Source organism: Deltaproteobacteria bacterium HGW-Deltaproteobacteria-2, assembly GCA_002840505.1.
In the GTDB taxonomy this organism is placed as follows: domain Bacteria; phylum Desulfobacterota; class Syntrophia; order Syntrophales; family Smithellaceae; genus Smithella.
This window is the reverse complement of sequence record PHBC01000003.1, coordinates 544,798-563,922: the sequence shown is the minus strand read 5'-3', so window position 1 is coordinate 563,922 and position 19,125 is coordinate 544,798. Positions and strand designations below refer to the sequence as shown.

Genomic DNA, 19,125 nt, shown 5'->3' with positions numbered 1-19,125 from the left:
TTATCCCGCAGTCTTTGGCTGCGGGATAATTCGCCTGACCAATTTCAATACACTGCGTTTTTGAAATAGGAGGCTCATTATGAAAGTAAGAAATTTATTGCCGGATGTAGCCCGGAAAACAGGAACAGAAATTGATCATCCCTTCTATTCTTTACAAAGAGAGATGAATAGTTTATTTGATAATTTTTTCCGGGGATTTAATGTTGCGCCGCAAGGATTTGCCGCCGGGATGGGACGCTTTACACCTTCCGTTGATGTGAAAGAGAATGAAAAAGAAGTGATTATCAAGGCGGAATTGCCCGGAGTAGAAGAAAAGGATATTGATGTTACTGTTACGAACGATTCTGTGACTATCAAGGGTGAAAAGAAAGAAGAGAAGGAAGACAAAGATAAAAATTATTATTACATGGAAAGATCTTATGGTTCCTTCTGTAGAGTGATTCCACTGAAGACGGAAATAGAATCAGGCAAAGCTCAAGCGAGTTTCAAGAACGGCATTCTGGATATTAAGATTCCTAAAAATCAGAAGGCCAAAGAAAAAGGAACAAGGGTTTCCATAAAGACTTCTTAAATTAAAAGCCCGCTTCTCTTAAATAAAGAGGGGCGGGCTTTTAAGCACAAATTTAACCAAAAGATCAAAGAATTTTAATCATACTTCTAGTTATAGCCTTCATCATAAGCAATCATATCCAGATGCAGGGTTGCGATGTCTTCAATATCAAGGTCCGGTTCTTCGCTTGATTTAGGTAATTCAACTGTTTTTATATAACGTCGACATTTATTACAGACGTCTACGCGATAACGTTCTTCGCCTTCCACTTCAAAATAAGCCAGAGAATGCTGTTCCTCATTGCCGCAAAAAGGGCATTTGATCCGGTTAAAATTCCATTTAAATCCGCACTGATGACAAAAAAGATACCGTTTCCCATCTTCGTCTTTCCTGATTTCACCAATCTTAGGTTCTTTGCCGCAAATGGGACAATACCCCTCCGACCATTTAGATTTTTCAACTGTTTCGCCGTATTTTTCAGCAATGATTTCCAGTTCCGGTCTTAAACTTTCTTCAGCAAAAAGATCAATTAAGTCGATGCTTTCTTCGGCTTCGCGAGCAGCCGGAAATCCCTGCGGATTAGTTTCTTCAACCTTGCGTTCAAAAGAAGTGCGAACCATCTTTTCCCAATCAAATTGCTGACTTTTGATTATATCAATAATGTTTTGCGCGACTTCGGGCATTCTTTTTTCAGCAATGGAAATTAGTGTATTAAAATACTCTTTGGGACGCGTTAAATCATACTCCTTTCCAATGAAATCAATTAATGGAAGCCCTCCCTCCATTTTTTTTGTTATTAAATTTTCATCCACACTGAAAATGGAATCCTTCATACTGTTGCGGTATTCTTTCCGCAAAATTAAGATATCTGCCATTATATCCAAAAGCTCGGTATAATGAGGACTCGCCGATTTGTAATCCTCTATTGTTTTTAAAGATTTACGTAATGTTGCAACCATGTTTTTTACTCCTTATACCCAATATCGGGCAACTTAAAAAATCTATATCTGCTTTCATGAGTATCTTCAAGAAGTATTTCCTCTATTGAGTAAATATGCAATTATTTTTTGAAAATCAAGACCTTAGTAGAATATAAAAGTCATTATAATGAATAAAACCACTAAAATGGGTATGGAATATTTAAAGATGTATCCGAAAAAACTGGGCATCTTCACGCCTGCTTCTTCGGCTATGGATTTGACCATAAAGTTGGGCGCGTTGCCGATATAGGTATTGGCTCCCATGAAAACAGCTCCTACGGATATTGCTGCCAGATAAGGGATTTTTTCTACAATCAGCAAAGCAACCGCTGAAGCTTCCGGTATTCCCGGATAAAATTCGCCAAGTATGCTGTTGAAGAAAGTAAGATAGGTAGGAGCGTTATCCAGAAAACTGGATAGTATTCCTACAGTCCAGAAATACTGTGCAGGCGAATCAACTGACTTTATCAACCAGTGCAATGCTCCATTTTCGCCGGCTTTTAGAATTGCCAGAGCGGGAATAATTGTTACAAATATTCCCGCAAAGAGATAAGCTACTTCCAGAATTGGCGCCCAGTTAAATTCGTTGTTTTTATGAATTACTTGCCGTGTGGATATTAGAGATGCAATACCCATTAGAATCAAGATAGCATCCTTGATTAAATTTTCTATCGTTTGACTAATACCGAAAAAATTTATTTGTCCTAATTTGACGTTGCCGCTGAATAATACTGCGCCGATAATTCCCAATAAAAAAATAAAATTATGTGAACCCTCAATTTTTACAGGTTCTTGTTCGGAGTCGGGCACAGCAGTCAGAATTTCTTTTTTGTAGTAGTGAGAATCGAGAATAAAATAAAGAAACAGAAGAACTATGCTGGCAAACGCCATTTCCGGCAGAATTTTCATCGTCCAGAAAAAGGGAACACCATGCAAAAACCCCAGAAAAAGAGGCGGGTCTCCCAGAGGGGTTAGTGATCCGCCTATGTTACTTACCAGGAAAATGAAGAACACAATGGTGTGAACTTTGTAAACTCGCCAGGAATTGGAACGAAGAATTGGTCGAATCAGAAGCATGGATGCACCAGTTGTTCCTATGATAGATGCCAGTAATGTTCCGATAAGTAGAATAATTGAGTTAACAGCGGGAGTCCCTTTTAAAGTTCCCTTGATGTAGATACCTCCTGATACTATATATAAAGACCCAAGCAGCAATATAAAGGGAATATAATCAATGATAACAATATGTGCTATTTCACGAAGTGCGGTTTCTTTGAAGAAATAAATAAATGGTATCGCGAACACCAATGCCCAAAAAAAGGATACTTTGGGGAAATGATTATGCCAGAAATGAGGGAAGGCAAGGGGTATCAAAGCTATGGAAAGTAAAATTCCCACAAAAGGTAATACTGACCATAGAGGAAGTAGGGAACCAAGATTGGTTGAATTTTCTGAGGCCAGACATGTATAAGGAATGATGACACAGAATAATAGCGTTATATATAAGATGTTAAGTTTTCTTGTCATTCAGTATCTCATATTCCATGGAATTAATTGCAAACATATACTGTTTGAGTGGGATAGGCAAACTCAATCCCTTCCTCTCCGAATTGCCGGAATATTTCCAGATTAATTGCTTCCTGAACGTCCATGTAAATATTATAATCAGGATTTGTGACAAAATAAACGACTTCAAAATTTAGTGATGAGTCCCCATATTCTTTAAAATGAACACGGTCAAAACGTACGTTTCCCTGTTTTTCAACGATATCTCGAACAATCTTCTTTACAGCTTTAAGTTTTTCGACAGAGGTCTGATAAACTACTCCAAAATTTAAGACCGCGCGCCTTTCAGACATACGCTTGTAATTGCGAATGTGGTTTTTTAGAAGATCATTGTTGGAAAAAATCAACTGTTCTCCGCTGATACTGCGAATTCGTGTTGTTTTTATACCGATATGTTCAATTGTCCCGGAAAGAGAATCTACCACGACAAAATCGCCGATGACAAAGGGCTTGTCTAAAACAATGGAAAGTGAGGCCAGCAAGTCTCCCAGAATATTTTGTACCGCCAAAGCAACGGCAATACCGCCGATGCCCAATCCTGCAACCAACCCGGTAATATTTACACCTATATTATCAAGAATCAAAAGCAGGATAATAATCCATAAGACGAAACGAGCTACGAGTCCCAGGAATGTAATAGTGGTTTTGCTGGACGTATCTTCTTCTGAGCGTTTCTTAATTATTTTACCAAGCGCAAAGGAGATCCCCGCGCTGGCCCATAATCCTGCCTGTAATATTAAAGACAGAATGACGACTTTTTGCCATAATTCGGCAATAGAAGGTTTAAGGGTAATAGTCAGTGACGCCAGGTAAATTGATGCGATGACTAGAATAAAAAGTTTTGTTTGTTTAATCATGTTGACGATGAGGTCGTCAATTTGATTATCCGTTGCTGCTGCCAGCTTGGAGAGTTTATTTATTAATACTTTTTGAGTAATAATCAGTGCCGTGAATGCGACTATCAGTGTAATCAAAGCGCACAGCCAGCTTTGTAATGTGTTTCCAAGATAATATTCCTGCAATAAATCCATCTTTTCTCCTTATTTTGTAATAATTATTTGTAGGGAAATTATTTTTCCGGAATGACTAAAACTGGCAATGAAGCAGCATCTATAATATTCACATCTGTACTGTCAAATAAAGATGAATATAGTTTGCCGCGGTGTTTATGTCCAACTATAATCAAGTCAATATTATTATTTTGTGCGTATCTGAAAATTTCTTCCGCTGTTTTTCCTTTAGAGACGGCATAAATAATATCCAGATTCTCCAGTATAGATTCGGGAACAATTTCCTTAACTCTCAAAGCAACGGCATCTTCGCGATCAGTCGGATGACGATAGCCGGCCTCAATGTCATTGACATATAATATATGTATCGGACAATTAAAAAATTGCGCAAATTCCAGAGCTTTTTCCAATGAAGAAATATTTTTTGAGTCAAGATCAATAGAATATAAAATATTTTTAAAATTGAGCATATAAAACTCCCTAAGATGTGAATAATTATATCTTATCAAAAATGTATGTCAACCTTTTATGAAGGAGTCATAAAGATAAGGGGGTATTTTAGGCAGGTATTGATGTGTCATTAACCAATCTCAAAAATTGCTTAATTCCCCTTTCCACGTTTTTATGAAAGAAATTAAACTGAAGATTACCAATTAAAATGTTCACCATGATAGTTATGGGGTGTTAAAAAATTCAATTTCATAAAAAACCCCGGGAGGTTGCCCGCCCCGGGGTTTAGTTTAAAGGTTAAATCCGGCATGCGCCGGGACAAATTATTCTCTTAGAAGGTAAGAATAAGTTTGTTGATAATCATGTAATCATCATTAATTTTAAATCTATTTGCGGGGTTATCGCAACCTTTGAAGTAATCACCGGTGAAGAGATAACCGATTCCCATCATATAGGACAAATTATTGGTGATTTTGTAGGTTCCGGTAATATCAACTTCCGTACCATAAGTTTTGCCAGTAAATAGACGATCGCCGTTGGTGAGCGGGGACTTGTCCGCCTGCGCATAAGAGATTGACAACATTGCATCAAACTGTGGAGTGGGTTTAACGCCAACTCTGCCCTGGAAGAACCATGCATTGCGCATCGGTCCGCCAACCTTAGAGGCATCATTCCCGCCGAATCCTTCAATGTCTCCGCCAACCCAATAATTAATGATATCATTGTTGAACAGGATCAGGCAGGGATTCCAGTCCAAACCAGCGCCTTGTCCGCCTTCATATTTATCTTCGGTGTTGGGATCATCGCCGGAGAGATAAGCGAAAGAACCGCCGACATTAAACATGCCGAAGCTGGCAGTGGCGTCAACAAAGACGCTCAGAGCATCAACTTTAACGTCTGTTGCACCGGTAACATAACCTTCATATTTTTCCGCGTCGCCAAAGATGTATTGTGCTTCCGCCTGAATATTGACAGGACCGATCTTGGCTTTGACATAAGGATCTATCGTGAAAACGCTTGTCAGATAAGAATCGCATGATCTGCCTCTGCAGGATGCATCTCTGTTCCAGGTTAGAAGAGCGCCGACTTCGCCGTCTTTGAAGTTATAGCTGCCGCCAACTTTGTAAGCGTCCGCATCTCTGTCTGTTCTTCTTGAATTCCATGAAGAATTATTAACAGCACTGTAGCTGTTGTCTTCTAATTTACCGTAACCCAGAACAAGATTAGCCGGTCCGAAAGATCTGAAATACTGAATCTGGCCGATGGGCACTCCGTTGGCGTAATCAGCAAAAACTGTTCCCCAGACGAAGTAAGGCTGATAACCAACCAGGAATTTGCCGATGGGAGAAGTGTAATCAATATAGACTAAATCGACGGCGATGTTTTCACTTTCCGCTCGTGTTCCGGCTGACATCCAGTCGTAATCGTCGGCTTCAGATCTTGTGCCGCCCCAGATTCTTTCCATGGCGTCAAAACGGGTGACCAGTTTCAGAGAAGGAGATACGACAAAGTCCGTTCCCACGCGCAGTCTCTGATAAAAGAAAGCTGTGCTGGGGCTGTCGTAGTTGGAACCCCATCCCTCAGACATTAAACTAGTTTTATTTAAATACATACCAGCGGCGTAATATTCGGCGCTGACTTTCACATCAACCGCAAAGGCTGAGACACTGAAAGCTATAACAAGCCCCAGTGACAACAAAATTAACCAAAATCTCCTCATTTTCCCTCCTGAATAAAATAGTGAATTGTAATTTCCGCTTCTGGGAAACGGGTCATTCCCGCGAGCGACTTTCCTGAAATTTACTACGTGATATCTTATTAGATAAAACGATAAATTTTATTCAACATATTGCAAAACCTGCTTTTTTGTCAACTCGTTTTTTGTTTCTTTCTATTAATAAGTTGGATGATTTTCAAGATGGGCAACTTGAGGAATGCAGAATGTAGTTTTAGCTATGGGTTAACGACTTGCCTTTTTGTATTGTGCTTTGGAAGTAAAACCCATGTTCAGTAAAAAAGCCTCCGTTCCCTAGGATACCGGAAACGGAGGCTTAAGATTCGTATAAATCAATAACTGTTTTTATTCACCCTTGAAGTTCGCTTCTCTCTTTTCGAAGAACGCGCCTATGCCTTCCTGCGCGTCCTTGGAGCTGAAGAGCCTTCCGAGCTCTTCCCGCTCGATCTTCAGGTGCTGTTCCGGTGTGATGTTCTGGCTGATGTTGCAGAGCTTGGTGATTGCTGCGACGGAGAGCGGAGCTCTCTTGGTAATCTTGTTCGCCAGTTCAAGCGCGGCGTCCAAGACGTTTCCTTCGGTCACGTGGTCCACCAGGCCGATGGCTAGAGCATCATCTGCCTCACACTGTGCGCCGAGGTACATCATTTCCAGGGCCTTTGATTTGCCGACGAGCCGCGGAAGCCGCAGACTTCCGCCGTAACCGGGCATGATTCCGAGATTCGTTTCGGTTAGGCCTATGCGTGCGCCTTTCTTCATGAACCGTATATGGCAGGCTATGGCAAGTTCGCACCCACCGCCCAAGGCGTGCCCGTTGATCGCTGCGATGACCGGTTTCGGGAAATACTCGACCTTGTTCCAGATATCCTGGCCGCGTTTCAGGAAGTCGACGGCGCTGAAATCACCAAATCCAGCTGCAAGATCGGCGCCCGCGCTGAAAGCCTTCTCGCCCGAACCGGTGATGATTACGCACCTGATTTCCTTGTCGGCTTCAACGGCGTCGAGATGCTTCCGCATGTCTTCGAAGACCTCACCGCTCAGTTGATTCATCTTCGGCTTGTCAATCGATAATATGGCCACTCTGTCTCTTATTTCTTTTGTTACTGCTTCACCCATGATAGTCCTCCTTGTGTTGTATTGGTTGGTTCCGCCCGGCCGGGGAGCCGTAGGAACCGGTAATCAATTATCTTCCGATCATTTTGAACGAGCCGTTGATTATTTCGAGCCCGGACTTCAGGAAATCGAAACTTTTCCTGATTTTCGCATCGCCGGTCTTGATTCAGACTTTGGCGATCCCGTGGTTCATTGCGCCTGATCAGAGAAAAGCGATTTTCTTTATGTCATTGATGTTGATTACAGCGGGGTGGAGTATAAGAGACAGGTTGTTGTGTGTCAAGGGGATTTTGGCCGGAACATGTATTGTGCGAAGTGTAATTATTACGGATTGAAGTCCGGCATGTTTGGTGAGAATGGTGATGTGTTTGTTTCAGGAGGGGAATTAGCCTCCGTTTTTCGGGGAGGAAAAGGTCAGTTATTTTGCTTGAAGACGAGGCAAAAAAGTGGTTACATCACTCATCTTAAACAAAAAACCCAGGAGGATAAAGATGGCTTACAATAATATTACCGTTGAAACAAAGGATTTTGTAACAGTCGTCACAATAAATCGTCCGCCGATGAATTCCGTAAATATTGGCATTCGCGAAGAACTGGATCAGTTAGTAACCGAAGTGCAGACAAGCAAGGATACCAGAGTTGTCATCGTGACCGGTTCCGGAGAAAAGGCTTTTTGCGCGGGAATGGATGTTACCGATGTCGCAAACATTGACAAGGGGCCCAACGGCATTGATATTTTCAACAAGATTGATCGCTCCCTCAAACCTTTCATCGCTGCTATCAACGGCCACGTTCTTGGCGGAGGATGTGAACTGGCCATGGCCTGCCATTTTCGCTTCATGACAGACAACCCCAAAGCCCAGATCGGATGTCCGGAACTGAATCTGGGACTTACACCCGGTTGGGGCGGCATACAGAGAATGCCCAGAATAATCGGCAAATCCAAAGCCCTGGATTTCATATTCTTCAGCAAGAAAGTCAGCGGCGCCGAAGCTTTGGCACTCGGCCTTGTGGATAAAGTTTGCCCTGCCGCCGATTTAATGAAAGAAGCTATGGATTATGCGATTGCTCTCTCCAAGAGACCGCCTCTTGCTATAAGCGCTGTTTTGGAAGGAATGGCTGTCGGTCTGGAAAAAGGTATCGATGCAGGTCTGGAAACCGACAGGAGATGGATTGAAAGACTCAAGGTCAGTAAGGATACTGTGGAAGGCATGACCGCCTTCTTTGAAAAACGCGAACCAAAATTTATGGGTGAATAAGTATTCCATCTGATTGGATAAAATTAGACCCCCGTTTCTTTTTTTTGAGGAAACGGAGGTTTTTTATTTATTATCATTACTTTTATGCCAAGTTGCGTTCAAAAGATAATGAGCCGACAATCCCGATGAATCGGGACCAACAAAAATAGCGCTTTGATTTAGAATCGGTATCAGATCATAAACATTGCCAGCGTCTCAGCAATACATGCCGGCTTATCCTGCCCTTCGATTTCAATAGTGTGGGTTGTAGTCACCAAGAGGCGTCCCGGTTCTTTTTCTTCAACACCGGAAATAACCATCTTGGAACGTACTTTGGATCCAACGGGAACAGGCGCGATAAAGCGCACTTTGTTCAAGCCGTAATTTACAACCATCTTCATGCCTTCCGGTAGATATTTACCGGAGCTGCTGAATAATGCAGTTAGAGACAGTGTGAGAAATCCATGCGCTATGGTGCCGCCGAATGGACCTTTCTTGGCTTGTTCCACATCAACGTGGATCCATTGATGGTCATCGGTAGCATCGGCAAACCGATTGACTCTTTCCTGATCAATTAAAACCCAATCGCTTACGCCGTTATCCTGACCGATCATTGTTTTTAATTTTTCCACGGGTATCATTTCGAACATTTATTTAATCTCCTTTTGTTATTTGTGAAACTCCAATTCTAAAAGCGACTAATCTAAAGATCACTATAGGCGCAGGAATTGGTTAGTTGAACAATCCCGCAAAGCGGAGGGCATGGTATCTTTTGTAGCTTACTTTTGATTTTTCATGCCCGTGATTATGAGAATAACAATTTTTTAAGTCTCTTCATCCTGGCGATCTTTCTGCTTACCGATTATATAAGCATCTATAATAGCAAATATCCAAAAGCAAACGATAAGGTAGAAAACGACGTCATAATAAGGATTTGTGACTGACGTTTTTGATCCGACAATGCCTGAAATCTCATGCAAGTTAGTCGTGCCGTGCTTCAACTCAACCACAGCGTCGTCGAGGACACTGAGTGCGGCTATCGCAGACACCCGAATAATATAACCCAATCCGGTGAAAACAATAAGGAGGATAGCCAACCCTCTCCAATATTGTTTTAAATAGATTTGACCAACACCGGGAAAGACAAATGCGGATAGAAGTGCGGCTTTGTATGATATTTTCATCTTGATGCTCACCTCTGTAGTCCTTGCACCTTAACCGGATGAAACAGATGAATTTGTTATAAAAATGTTCGCACTGAAGTTTCTACTCAATCTACGCGACAAAACTTTTTTTACGCAGTTTTAAAGGTTTCATTTGTTTATTGCGCAGGCGCAGATTGAGCATTTCCACCGCAACGGAAAAAGCCATGGCAAAGTATATATAGCCTTTCGGAACGTGAACGTCAAATCCTTCGGCTACAAGTGTTACTCCCACCAGCAGAAGGAAAGAAAGCGCCAGTATTTTTATTGTCGGGTGAGAATCCACAAATTTGCTGATGGGTTTGGCGGCAAATAACATCACTCCAACAGCACAAACAATGGCGATAGCCATTATGGAAATATCCTGAGCCAGGCCAACCGCTGTGATTACAGAATCCAGAGAAAAGACAATGTCCAGAATGGCGATCTGAAACAGTACCGCTATCACGTTGTTTGAAATAAGCGTGGGAGTGTCTTCTTGATCTCCCTCCAGGCTGCCGTGAATTTCATGGGTAGCTTTAGCCAGAAGGAACAGTCCTCCGCCAATCAAAATAATGTCGCGTCCCGAAATTTCCTGACCGAATATTGTAAACCAGGGGGCGGTTAAACTGACAACCCAGACAATTGAAAAGAGAAGCGCCAGGCGGGTAAACATGGCCATAATAAGCCCCATGTTGCGTGAAAAATTTCGTTTATTCGCGGGTACGCGGCTGACCAGTATGGAAATGAAAATAATGTTGTCTATTCCAAGGACAATCTCCAGGGCGGTTAACGTTCCCAGAGCAATCCACGCCTCAGGATTTGTTAGCCATGCAAACATATTTTTCTCCGTTAATTTTAGAAAAGATGTATTTTAATATTCTATCCCCGCGCGGTCTTTGATACCGGCGTTGTAATGATGTTTGATTTCTTTGACTTCGCTGACGGTATCGGCAAGCGTGATTATTTCTTTGGGTGCGTAACGGCCGGTTAAAATAATGTTAAGTGCAGTCGGTTTGTTTTTGATAAGTTCCAGAACTTCTTTTAAATTAATGAGTTTGAAATCCATGGCAACGTTTATTTCGTCGAGGATAACCATATCGTACTTACTGCTCATTATTGCTTTTCTGGCAGTTTCCAATCCTTTTTGCGCCAGTTCGATATCAATGGGCGCGGCTTTGCCTCGCATGACAAAGCTATCCAGACCGGATTTACGAATGGTTAAATTGGGAAGATATTTTTCCGCGGCAATAAACTCGCCGTATTCTCTTCCTTTCATAAATTGCAGAATGAAAACCTTGTAACCTTGTCCAATAGCGCGCAGGGCCTGACCGAAAGCAGAAGTTGTTTTTCCCTTACCGTTTCCGGTGATAACTATTATCAAACCTTTCGCTGCTTTGGCGGATATTTTTTTCACGGGTGGAGATTTTTTCTTTTTGGCTGTTTTAGATACAGGTGTGTTTTTTGCGATCTTCATTTTTCATTCTCCTTTTTTAAAAATCTTTGAGTGATTTCTTCTGCTACTGAATAAGGATCGGCTTTTCTGTTTTTGATTTTTTCGGCAAATTTTTCCAGTTCGCCTTTGGCAGCGAGCGATTTTATAACCGGTTCCAACAGACAGGCATGCAGTGCGTCGTTGATCTCTGCCATTGCTTTGCGATGCATTCTTTCGGTGAGTTTACCGCTTTGCTGCAGATAAACATGATGTTCCTCGATTTTTTTCGAAAGCTTAGCAATATCTTCGGTAAAAGTTTCCGGCTTAAAAGCATCCCCAACCATCACAACAGGCGGTTTCCAATTATCAGTGGTTTTGGGTGATAGATTGAGCATCGAAGTCAATTCCATTTGCAATTGTTTGGCTCCGGCGCGATTAGCTTTATTGATCACAAAAATGTCCGCTATCTCCATTAATCCGGCTTTCATTGTTTGGACTTCATCGCCCATCCCCGGAACCAAAACGACCAGAACGCTGTGCGCGTGATTAATAATATCGATTTCCTGCTGTCCGATGCCGACAGTCTCCACAATAATAATATCTTTACCCATTGCTTCCATAATATGGATGGCATCGCCGGCAGCCTGAGACAATCCCCCCAGCGCGCCGCGGGTGGCCAGCGACCGGACAAAAACTTCGGGATCTTCGGCATGGCTTTGCATGCGGATTCTATCACCTAATATGGCGCCGCCGGTAAAGGGGCTGGTCGGATCAACGGCCAGCACACCGATGGTTTTGTTGCTTTTTCTAAATTCGGTAATCAATGCGTCAGTCAGAGTGCTCTTGCCCGCACCGGGTGCTCCGGTTATCCCGATGATAAAGGATTTGCCGGTGTGAGCGTAAAGTTTCTTGAGTTTAGCCCGGGCTTCGGGAATTTTATCTTCAATATCCCTGATGAGGCGTGAGGCCGAGCGGACATCGCCTGCACAAATTTTCTTAATTATAGAATCCATTGACACTTCATTTTATAAAACATTTTAAGTAGTTTGTAAGTGAAAAGTTGTCATATCGACTAAAGGGAGATATCTTATTTTTTAACAATTATCAAGATTTCTCGCGGAGTATGATCCCGCGTATGCGAGACTTCGAAATGACATCATATTGTTAAAGAGGCTATAGAAACTCTGGACTAGTGCGGTTTTATATTTGTTTTAATCCATTCCACAATGGAGTCGAGAGAAGCGCCGGGAGTAAAAATCGCTTTAATGCCGGAGGAGTAAAGCATAGTAAAGTCCTGTTCGGGAATTATTCCTCCGCCAATAACTGTAATATCCTCAGCGTCTTTTTCTCGTAAGAGTTCCACGACACGGGGGAAAAGCACGCGATGAGCGCCGGAAAGGCAGCTCAACCCGACTAAATCAACATCTTCCTGAATAGCTGCCGCAGCAATTTGTTCAGGAGTTTGATGGCAGCCTGTATAAACAACTTCAAATCCGGCATCACGGAAACAACGTGCAAGGATTCGGGCGCCGCGATCGTGGCCGTCGAGCCCCGGTTTGGCAACCATCACACGAATTTTTCTTTCCGGCATATTTGTCTCCTTAAAGTATTATTCCTTAATTTTGTCATTTCGAGTCCCGCATATGCGGGATTATACTCCGCGAGAAATCTTCATTATCAGGATTTCTCGTCACCCGCCGTCGGCGGTTTCCTCGAAATGACAACACTTCTAAATGTCATTTCGACCGTAGGGAGAAATCTTTCAATCTCCGCTTAAATCCACCCAGCTTGGATTTGTTTGGTTAACAAGATTATCCTTCTTTTCTCTACGCCACTTTTTAATTTCTTTTTCCCTTGCTATCGCAGCATTTATATCGCTTGTTTCCTCGAAGTAGACTAATTTAGTTAAATTGTATTTTTTAGAAAAACCTTCAATCAACTTATTTTTGTGTTCATAAATCCGGCGATTTAAGTCGTTGGTCACTCCGATGTAAGTTACTCTATTATTCCAGTTGGTGATCAAATATACATAATAAGTTTTCGTAAATACCATGAAGATTCCTCGTTGCTTGCGCTTCTCGGAATGACACATCAGGCGACTTGGTATCAGTATAACCCAGGGTCCCTATACTCCCCGTAAACTTCCCTGTAAACGTCGCATATTTCCTGCAGCGTAGCCAGATTTTTTACCGCTTCGATGCAGTGCGGCATTACGTTTTCGCCTTTCTTGCAGGCATTTTTTATATTATCCAGCGACTTTTGGGTAGCGCGGTTATCGCGTCTTCGGCGTACATCCTTGAGCCTTCTAATTTGCTCTTCGCCTACCTTTTCATCAATATCAACAAGCGGAATCGGATGTGTGGCGTCGGTTGCATATTTGTTCACTCCGACCATGATCTTCTCGCCCGCATCCAACTGTCGTTGAAACCTATAAGCAGCTTCGGATATTTCCATCTGCGGAAAACCTTTTTCAATAGCGGCAACCATACCACCCATTTCATCAATCTTATGAATATATTCCCATGCTTTTTCTTCCATTTCGTTGGTCAGAGACTCAATAAAGTAGGAACCGGCCAGCGGATCAATGGTATTGGCCACACCGGTTTCTTCGGCCAAAATCTGCTGTGTGCGCAGAGCGATTTCTACGGCATGCTCGGAAGGCAGGCAGAGAACCTCATCCAGCGAATTAGTGTGCAATGATTGTGTGCCGCCGAGTACCGCCGCCAGAGCCTGCACCGTTGTGCGCACAACGTTATTGTACGGTTGCTGTGCCGTCAGCGAACATCCGGCTGTTTGCGTGTGAAAACGCAGCCACAGGGAGCGGGGATCTTTGGCGTGGAAACGGTCGCGCATAATTTTTGCCCACATGCGCCGGGCCGCGCGCATTTTGCAGATTTCTTCAAAGAAGTCGCTATGAGAATTGAAAAAGAAAGAAAGGCGTGTGGCAAAGTCATCAACGTTTAATCCCTTGCGGCGGACAACATCTTCGACATATTCAATGCCATCGCGAAGAGTAAAGGCCAACTCCTGAATGGCGGTGGAACCTGACTCGCGGATGTGATAGCCACTAATGCTGATTGTATTCCAGCGCGGGACAAATTTTGTGCCGAACTCGACTGTGTCGCTGATCAGCTTTACAGATGGTTCCGGTGGGCACATGAATGTTTTTTGCGCGATGAATTCCTTGAGCATATCATTTTGAATGGTGCCGCCTATTTTATTAAGCGGTACGCCCTTGATGTCCGCTGCCGCGCAATACATCGCGAATAAAACCGTTGCAGGAGGGTTAATAGTCATGGAAGTGGTCACCTCATCCAGAGGAATACCTTCCATAAGAGCCATAAAATCTTCCAGGGTATCTATGGCAACACCGCACTTGCCTACTTCGCCCAGCGCTTTGGGTGAGTCGCTGTCATAGCCCATAAGTGTCGGGAAATCAAAAGCGGTGCTTAAGCCTGTTTGTCCCTGGCGCAAGAGCATGTGCCAGCGTTGGTTGGTATCCTGTGCGCTGCCCATGCCGGAAAACATGCGGAACGTCCAATAGCGTCCCCGGTAACCGGTAACTTGATTTCCGCGCAGATAAGGAAATTCACCGGGAACACTGATGTCTTCGGCAAAATTAATATCTTTAATATCTTCCGGGGTGTAGAGCCTCTTAATTTCCAGATCCGAAACCGTGGAAAAGTGTGCTTTATGATCAGGATTATTTTTCAACGACTTTTGAACTTTATCTTCCCATTTCTTGTTTAGTTTCAAAGACGCTTCCTGCATTTCTTTCGAGAAATACACAATTAACCCTCCTAATGTTATTGTTCGGAATAATTAAGAATACATGTGAACAAAAACTAAAAATCACTAACTTAAAAATTTTATTTTTGTCAAGATATATTCAAAGGCACGATAGGTCGTATGATGCCACGTTCTCTTGACTTGATCTTTGATCGAATTAATATTTATATCCCGATTTGGTTTTGACAAAATGTCAACCAATAGTTCGTTAATATTTCGATCGTTGCACAAATATCTTGAGGCATAAGACAGCCTGCCTGGTTTGGGTAAGTAACACATACTTATCTGGCCGTCAAATATTTTTTTGCGGTTTAGTTATTTTGTTTTCTTGATAACCATTTATTTATCGGACAGTGAAAATAAAATGAGATGAAAAAATATTTTGAAGCAGGTAATAGGGGGGAAAAAAGATATGTTGAAATTATTTATTTTGCTTAATACTTTTACTAAAATATGCTATTTAAAGCACAAGAGTAAATTGCTTTATAAAATCAGTGGAAGGGGTAGATTATGAAAAGAAAAATATCAAGTTTAGTCTTTTTTCTGGCGGTATTTATGATGACCGCAATTTGCGCCGCTGAAATTAGCCCGCCGCAAGTGGGAGGTGTTTTTCCGGAAATCGAATTGTTAAAACCAATTAACTCTGCTGAGCTTAAATATCTTGGGTTATCCGGCAGCGGAATATTCAAAATCCAGCAGGTCAAAGCTGATGTGGTGATTATAGAAATATTCAGCATGTATTGCCCCTACTGTCAGGGTGAGGCTCCTAATATTAACAATCTATTTACGTTAATTGAAAAAAATCCCGCTCTTAAAAACAAAATTAAGATAATCGGCATAGGAATAAACAATTCTCTTTTTGAAACGGATATCTTTAAGAATAAATACAAAATAGCATTTCCCCTGATTCCTGACGGAGATTTCAAATTACACAAAATTATCGGAGAAGTAAGAACTCCTTATTTTATTGTCGTGAAATTAAAAGGCGGTAAAACGGAAGTTATTTATTCGAAGTTGGGCGCTTTGGGAGACAACAAGGCTTTTCTCGAAAAAATTATTAAATCAGCCGGATTAAAATAGGAGCAGGCAATGAAAAAAAATATAATATTAGCGGTTTTGTTTACTTGTTTTTTTGCATCCAGCGCTTTCGCTTTATCCGAAGCGTATAAAAATAATATTTATAATCCAGGCGAGTTAAAACCTGTTGACAGCGTATTAAAAGTCAAAGAAGGAGATGCCGCACCCGATTTTACGCTTAAGTCTGTCAGCGGGAAAACGATTTCGCTCAAGGATTATCGCGGCAAGAAAAATGTTGTAATTTCTTTTGTGCCGGCGGCTTGGACACCGGTTTGTTCCGATCAATGGCCCGGTTACAATATTGTTAAAGACATATTTGATAGCCATGATGCTGTTTTGTTGGGTATTACGGTAGATAATATTCCAACACTTTTTTCATGGACGAATCAAATGGGGAAATTGTGGTTTGAAGTTCTGTCTGATTTTTGGCCGCACGGTGCAGTCGCGGAAAAATTCAGTGTACTTCGTTCCGATGGCGTAGCTGAAAGAGCGCTTTTTGTAATCGATAAAAAAGGCATTATCCGTTACATTGATGTCCATAATATCAACCAGCGGCCGCCGCTGGAAACACTTGTCCGGGCAATGGAAAAATTGAATTAAACAAGAAGAACATAATTAAGAATTAAATATCATCTTCGATTTTTTCTTGACACAATGCTGATATTAATTTATCAACACCTAAATAATTGTGGTTGATTGTAAAATATTATTAGTAATATTCTTAGAAAACGGCCCTAACCCAGGGAAAGATTCAAGCATTAAAGATAATATAACTCAATACTATACATGTACTAAATTTAATTTAGTGTCAGTCTGTATCGAAAATAAATATTGATAAATAATGGTAAATGATTTGAGTTTAGAAGAAAAAAGAAAAAAAGAAAAAGAAAATCGAAAAAATACAATTTTGAAAGCAGCGCGAAAACTTTTCTTTGAGCGGGGCTTCAAATCCGTAACCGTCGATGATATTGCTTCCAAATCTGAAGTCAGTAAAGGGTCAATTTATCTCTGCTTTGAGAGTAAAGAAGAAATATATGCTCAAATATTAATTGCCGATAATATCGCGCTTTATAAAAGATTACAAAACTTTGCGGCTACGGAAGCAACGGCTTCACAGTTGTTGCTGGAATATGCAAGGATTTATGTTAATTATTTTTTAGATGATAATGAGCTCTTTAGAATACTTATGACTTTCATGTTGCAAACAGGCCAGATGAACCTAACGGAAAAACAAAACGTGGAACTCATTTGGTCGACCAATCAAAATATTAATATTATTTCCGAAATCATTCAAAAGGGCATTTATTCCGGTGAATTTTCTCCAGTTGAAAACGTTTGGAAGATGCAAAACGCAATTTGGGGCATGTTAAACGGCATTATTTCGCTATATCTTTTTACGGGTAATCCCACAAAACGAATGCAAAGAATCCATTCCACTGTTATAGAAAGTGTGAGTGTTGTTATAAAAGGTTTGAAAGCGTAACGCTTTTTTAGAGGCAGGCCGGGATTTACTTTAAAATTGAGATGTCTCTAAATTTGAATTATTTCCCGTCATCAGTCAATTTCTGAAAATCTTTATCCGCTGCGTGCAAAAGATTTTCTACGTCTTGTTCCAATTTATCAAAGCGATCTATTATTTTTCTGGCCAGAGGCGTCAGCTGCAAAGATTTTTCTCTTGCGCTGGTTTCGACCAGCTTCATTCCCATTCGTTCTTCCGAGGCTTTCAATCTTCCCCATGCTGCGCGATAGGACATTCCCAGTTCCTTGGCCGCAGCATTGAGACTGTGTTGCTCATCTATAGATTTGAGAATGTTATCGCGGCCTTTGCCGAAAATAACCTTGCCGTTCTTCTCAATCCAGACTTTACACTTGATTTCCATAGATTGTCTCCTCTAGCCGACTAGATTTTCTAAACTAAAAAAAATACCATGAAATGTCAATAAAATTCGTTGTCAGATTTTTTTATTGTCATAATAACTCTGCCTGATCATTACTATTTTTAATAACTCTTTACCGCGCTGGAAAAGTTTTCGCGCGTGATATGGATTTTTCCGCTATAAGTTTGATTCACATGGATATGATCATGCAGGGCAAAGGTTATGAACCGATGGCAATCTGTGCTTGGAATGTTCTAAGTTAAACATTAGTAATAAATTCTATATCAAAGTGCTATATTTGTTAGCGATGTCGTTTTGCTAATCGACGTACTATCTGCTTTTTGAAATTTTAATTGCAGCAGTGATGCGATCCATTACGTTGTTTCCACCCGTAGTCCTGAATCTTGGACAGTTATAGGTCAAGCATTTGTTTCTTCCTCATTTTTCTCTGTAGTTAATTTTATGCGCCCTTTCATGCTGAAATCTATAATTAATCATAGACTATATCCTTCCAATGAATAAGAGCATATTTGCAATCTTTTATTGTAAATTTATTCTAATGGTATTATTTTGCAAACATTACAGTTCGCAAAATATGTTTTAAATGAGGTTAATATATGAAAAAATCTTTAGTAAAAATAGATAGAGAATTTAGGCAGCATTGGAAGAATTACGTAATGCAAAGCATCCTTGCCACCTTGTCTATTTTTATCGTTCTTTATTTTTTGAGTTTACAGCATGCGGTTATAATCGCATCAATCGGTGCAACCGCTTTTATCGTATTTGCCATGCCTGACAGCATAACTGCACAACCCAGAAATGTAATTGGCGGACAATTGGTTGGCCTATTTTTTGGATTTTTGTTTTCCCTGTTCCCTCCTGCGGCTTTGATATTTTCGATTATAGTGTATTCTCTTGCTGTAGGAGCTTCAATATTTACAATGGTCGTAATCGATATGGAACATCCGCCTGCGGCAGGCACTGCTCTGGGTGTTGCAATAACAGGCATATCATTAGAGGTGTTTGTTGCGGTTGGTGTAAGTATAATTTTGCTGTCCTTAATTCATAAAATTTTTAAACCATATATAAGAGATTTGACCTGATTTGCGTTACCGTAAAGGATTGAT

At 41.2% G+C, this 19,125-nt stretch carries 23 protein-coding genes; 8 read left to right on the top strand and 15 right to left on the bottom strand.

Annotation, left to right across the window (positions count from 1 at the left end):
- The first annotated feature begins 79 nt into the window (after positions 1-79).
- Complete coding sequence (locus CVU62_09650) at positions 80-571, top strand: molecular chaperone (protein ID PKN37970.1); 492 nt, start codon at positions 80-82, stop codon at positions 569-571.
- 86 nt (positions 572-657) lie between these two features.
- Here CVU62_09650 and CVU62_09645 read toward each other — a convergent pair whose 3' ends face one another.
- From CVU62_09645 to CVU62_09620, 6 genes are all read right to left on the bottom strand, one after another.
- Positions 658-1,509, bottom strand: a complete 852-nt coding sequence (locus CVU62_09645) for a formate dehydrogenase accessory protein FdhE (GenBank protein ID PKN37969.1) — start codon at positions 1,507-1,509, stop codon at positions 658-660.
- Between the two features lie 123 nt (positions 1,510-1,632).
- Positions 1,633-3,057, bottom strand: a complete 1,425-nt coding sequence (locus tag CVU62_09640) for a sodium:proton antiporter (protein PKN37968.1) — start codon at positions 3,055-3,057, stop codon at positions 1,633-1,635.
- Positions 3,058-3,080: 23 nt separating this feature from the next.
- The gene (locus CVU62_09635) at positions 3,081-4,127 is read right to left on the bottom strand and encodes a mechanosensitive ion channel protein MscS (protein ID PKN37967.1); all 1,047 of its coding nucleotides are present in this window, start codon (positions 4,125-4,127) and stop codon (positions 3,081-3,083) included.
- A 38-nt stretch (positions 4,128-4,165) separates the two neighbouring features.
- Entirely contained in the window at positions 4,166-4,576 is a 411-nt protein-coding gene (locus CVU62_09630; protein PKN37966.1) for a hypothetical protein, read from the bottom strand.
- A gap of 311 nt (positions 4,577-4,887) precedes the next feature.
- Entirely contained in the window at positions 4,888-6,276 is a 1,389-nt protein-coding gene (locus CVU62_09625; GenBank protein PKN37965.1) for a hypothetical protein, read from the bottom strand.
- 360 nt (positions 6,277-6,636) lie between these two features.
- A complete protein-coding gene (locus CVU62_09620) occupies positions 6,637-7,404 on the bottom strand; it encodes an enoyl-CoA hydratase (protein ID PKN37964.1) in 768 nt (255 codons plus the stop codon).
- A gap of 13 nt (positions 7,405-7,417) precedes the next feature.
- Here CVU62_09620 and CVU62_09615 point away from each other — a divergent pair, with 13 nt between their 5' ends.
- The 3 genes from CVU62_09615 (at position 7,418) to CVU62_09605 (ending at position 8,660) form a co-directional block, all read left to right on the top strand.
- Complete coding sequence (locus CVU62_09615) at positions 7,418-7,603, top strand: hypothetical protein (GenBank protein ID PKN37963.1); 186 nt, start codon at positions 7,418-7,420, stop codon at positions 7,601-7,603.
- A gap of 99 nt (positions 7,604-7,702) precedes the next feature.
- Entirely contained in the window at positions 7,703-7,906 is a 204-nt protein-coding gene (locus tag CVU62_09610; GenBank protein PKN37962.1) for a hypothetical protein, read from the top strand.
- Complete coding sequence (locus tag CVU62_09605) at positions 7,893-8,660, top strand: enoyl-CoA hydratase (GenBank protein ID PKN37961.1); 768 nt, start codon at positions 7,893-7,895, stop codon at positions 8,658-8,660. Before CVU62_09610 ends, CVU62_09605 begins: the two co-directional genes overlap by 14 nt.
- Before the next feature lie 170 nt (positions 8,661-8,830).
- Here the strand turns inward: CVU62_09605 and CVU62_09600 are convergent, their stop codons facing one another.
- From CVU62_09600 to CVU62_09565, 8 genes are all read right to left on the bottom strand, one after another.
- A complete protein-coding gene (locus CVU62_09600) occupies positions 8,831-9,289 on the bottom strand; it encodes an enoyl-CoA hydratase (protein PKN37960.1) in 459 nt (152 codons plus the stop codon).
- A 174-nt stretch (positions 9,290-9,463) separates the two neighbouring features.
- Positions 9,464-9,823, bottom strand: coding sequence for a hypothetical protein (locus tag CVU62_09595; protein ID PKN37959.1), 360 nt, complete (start codon positions 9,821-9,823; stop codon positions 9,464-9,466).
- Between the two features lie 91 nt (positions 9,824-9,914).
- Positions 9,915-10,661 (bottom strand): hypothetical protein, encoded by a 747-nt coding sequence (locus tag CVU62_09590; GenBank protein PKN37958.1) that lies wholly within the window; start codon positions 10,659-10,661, stop codon positions 9,915-9,917.
- A 33-nt stretch (positions 10,662-10,694) separates the two neighbouring features.
- Positions 10,695-11,297 (bottom strand): cob(I)yrinic acid a,c-diamide adenosyltransferase, encoded by a 603-nt coding sequence (gene cobO, locus CVU62_09585; GenBank protein PKN37957.1) that lies wholly within the window; start codon positions 11,295-11,297, stop codon positions 10,695-10,697.
- Positions 11,294-12,268, bottom strand: coding sequence for a methylmalonyl Co-A mutase-associated GTPase MeaB (locus tag CVU62_09580; protein PKN37956.1), 975 nt, complete (start codon positions 12,266-12,268; stop codon positions 11,294-11,296). Before CVU62_09580 ends, cobO begins: the two co-directional genes overlap by 4 nt.
- Positions 12,269-12,444: 176 nt before the next feature.
- Positions 12,445-12,846 (bottom strand): methylmalonyl-CoA mutase, encoded by a 402-nt coding sequence (locus tag CVU62_09575; GenBank protein PKN37955.1) that lies wholly within the window; start codon positions 12,844-12,846, stop codon positions 12,445-12,447.
- 171 nt (positions 12,847-13,017) lie between these two features.
- Complete coding sequence (locus CVU62_09570) at positions 13,018-13,308, bottom strand: excinuclease ABC subunit C (GenBank protein PKN37954.1); 291 nt, start codon at positions 13,306-13,308, stop codon at positions 13,018-13,020.
- Between the two features lie 53 nt (positions 13,309-13,361).
- The gene (locus CVU62_09565; GenBank protein ID PKN38068.1) at positions 13,362-15,026 is read right to left on the bottom strand and encodes a methylmalonyl-CoA mutase; all 1,665 of its coding nucleotides are present in this window, start codon (positions 15,024-15,026) and stop codon (positions 13,362-13,364) included.
- A 576-nt stretch (positions 15,027-15,602) separates the two neighbouring features.
- Here CVU62_09565 and CVU62_09560 point away from each other — a divergent pair.
- The 3 genes from CVU62_09560 to CVU62_09550 all read left to right on the top strand — a co-directional run bounded on the left by CVU62_09560 (position 15,603) and on the right by CVU62_09550 (position 17,604).
- The gene (locus CVU62_09560) at positions 15,603-16,124 is read left to right on the top strand and encodes a redoxin (protein PKN38067.1); all 522 of its coding nucleotides are present in this window, start codon (positions 15,603-15,605) and stop codon (positions 16,122-16,124) included.
- A 9-nt stretch (positions 16,125-16,133) separates the two neighbouring features.
- Positions 16,134-16,721: a peroxiredoxin gene (locus CVU62_09555; protein ID PKN37953.1), complete on the top strand. Its 588-nt coding sequence runs from the start codon at positions 16,134-16,136 to the stop codon at positions 16,719-16,721.
- Positions 16,722-16,962: 241 nt separating this feature from the next.
- Positions 16,963-17,604, top strand: coding sequence for a hypothetical protein (locus CVU62_09550; protein ID PKN37952.1), 642 nt, complete (start codon positions 16,963-16,965; stop codon positions 17,602-17,604).
- A 58-nt stretch (positions 17,605-17,662) separates the two neighbouring features.
- Here CVU62_09550 and CVU62_09545 read toward each other — a convergent pair whose 3' ends face one another.
- Positions 17,663-18,001: a molybdenum-binding protein gene (locus CVU62_09545; protein ID PKN37951.1), complete on the bottom strand. Its 339-nt coding sequence runs from the start codon at positions 17,999-18,001 to the stop codon at positions 17,663-17,665.
- Between the two features lie 614 nt (positions 18,002-18,615).
- Here CVU62_09545 and CVU62_09540 point away from each other — a divergent pair.
- Complete coding sequence (locus tag CVU62_09540; GenBank protein ID PKN37950.1) at positions 18,616-19,101, top strand: HPP family protein; 486 nt, start codon at positions 18,616-18,618, stop codon at positions 19,099-19,101.
- Positions 19,102-19,125: the final 24 nt, after the last annotated feature.

Bases quoted from the DNA above. Each gene is read 5' to 3' on its own strand.
- CVU62_09650 (PKN37970.1), top strand. From the start codon at position 80: ATGAAAGTAAGAAATTTATTGCCGGATGTAGCCCGGAAAACAGGAACA.
- CVU62_09645 (PKN37969.1), bottom strand. From the start codon at position 1,509: ATGGTTGCAACATTACGTAAATCTTTAAAAACAATAGAGGATTACAAA.
- CVU62_09640 (PKN37968.1), bottom strand. From the start codon at position 3,057: ATGACAAGAAAACTTAACATCTTATATATAACGCTATTATTCTGTGTC.
- CVU62_09635 (PKN37967.1), bottom strand. From the start codon at position 4,127: ATGGATTTATTGCAGGAATATTATCTTGGAAACACATTACAAAGCTGG.
- CVU62_09630 (PKN37966.1), bottom strand. From the start codon at position 4,576: ATGCTCAATTTTAAAAATATTTTATATTCTATTGATCTTGACTCAAAA.
- CVU62_09625 (PKN37965.1), bottom strand. From the start codon at position 6,276: ATGAGGAGATTTTGGTTAATTTTGTTGTCACTGGGGCTTGTTATAGCT.
- CVU62_09620 (PKN37964.1), bottom strand. From the start codon at position 7,404: ATGGGTGAAGCAGTAACAAAAGAAATAAGAGACAGAGTGGCCATATTA.
- CVU62_09610 (PKN37962.1), top strand. From the start codon at position 7,703: ATGTATTGTGCGAAGTGTAATTATTACGGATTGAAGTCCGGCATGTTT.
- CVU62_09605 (PKN37961.1), top strand. From the start codon at position 7,893: ATGGCTTACAATAATATTACCGTTGAAACAAAGGATTTTGTAACAGTC.
- CVU62_09600 (PKN37960.1), bottom strand. From the start codon at position 9,289: ATGTTCGAAATGATACCCGTGGAAAAATTAAAAACAATGATCGGTCAG.
- CVU62_09595 (PKN37959.1), bottom strand. From the start codon at position 9,823: ATGAAAATATCATACAAAGCCGCACTTCTATCCGCATTTGTCTTTCCC.
- CVU62_09590 (PKN37958.1), bottom strand. From the start codon at position 10,661: ATGTTTGCATGGCTAACAAATCCTGAGGCGTGGATTGCTCTGGGAACG.
- cobO (PKN37957.1), bottom strand. From the start codon at position 11,297: ATGAAGATCGCAAAAAACACACCTGTATCTAAAACAGCCAAAAAGAAA.
- CVU62_09580 (PKN37956.1), bottom strand. From the start codon at position 12,268: ATGGATTCTATAATTAAGAAAATTTGTGCAGGCGATGTCCGCTCGGCC.
- CVU62_09575 (PKN37955.1), bottom strand. From the start codon at position 12,846: ATGCCGGAAAGAAAAATTCGTGTGATGGTTGCCAAACCGGGGCTCGAC.
- CVU62_09570 (PKN37954.1), bottom strand. From the start codon at position 13,308: ATGGTATTTACGAAAACTTATTATGTATATTTGATCACCAACTGGAAT.
- CVU62_09565 (PKN38068.1), bottom strand. From the start codon at position 15,026: ATGCAGGAAGCGTCTTTGAAACTAAACAAGAAATGGGAAGATAAAGTT.
- CVU62_09560 (PKN38067.1), top strand. From the start codon at position 15,603: ATGACCGCAATTTGCGCCGCTGAAATTAGCCCGCCGCAAGTGGGAGGT.
- CVU62_09555 (PKN37953.1), top strand. From the start codon at position 16,134: ATGAAAAAAAATATAATATTAGCGGTTTTGTTTACTTGTTTTTTTGCA.
- CVU62_09550 (PKN37952.1), top strand. From the start codon at position 16,963: ATGGTAAATGATTTGAGTTTAGAAGAAAAAAGAAAAAAAGAAAAAGAA.
- CVU62_09545 (PKN37951.1), bottom strand. From the start codon at position 18,001: ATGGAAATCAAGTGTAAAGTCTGGATTGAGAAGAACGGCAAGGTTATT.
- CVU62_09540 (PKN37950.1), top strand. From the start codon at position 18,616: ATGAAAAAATCTTTAGTAAAAATAGATAGAGAATTTAGGCAGCATTGG.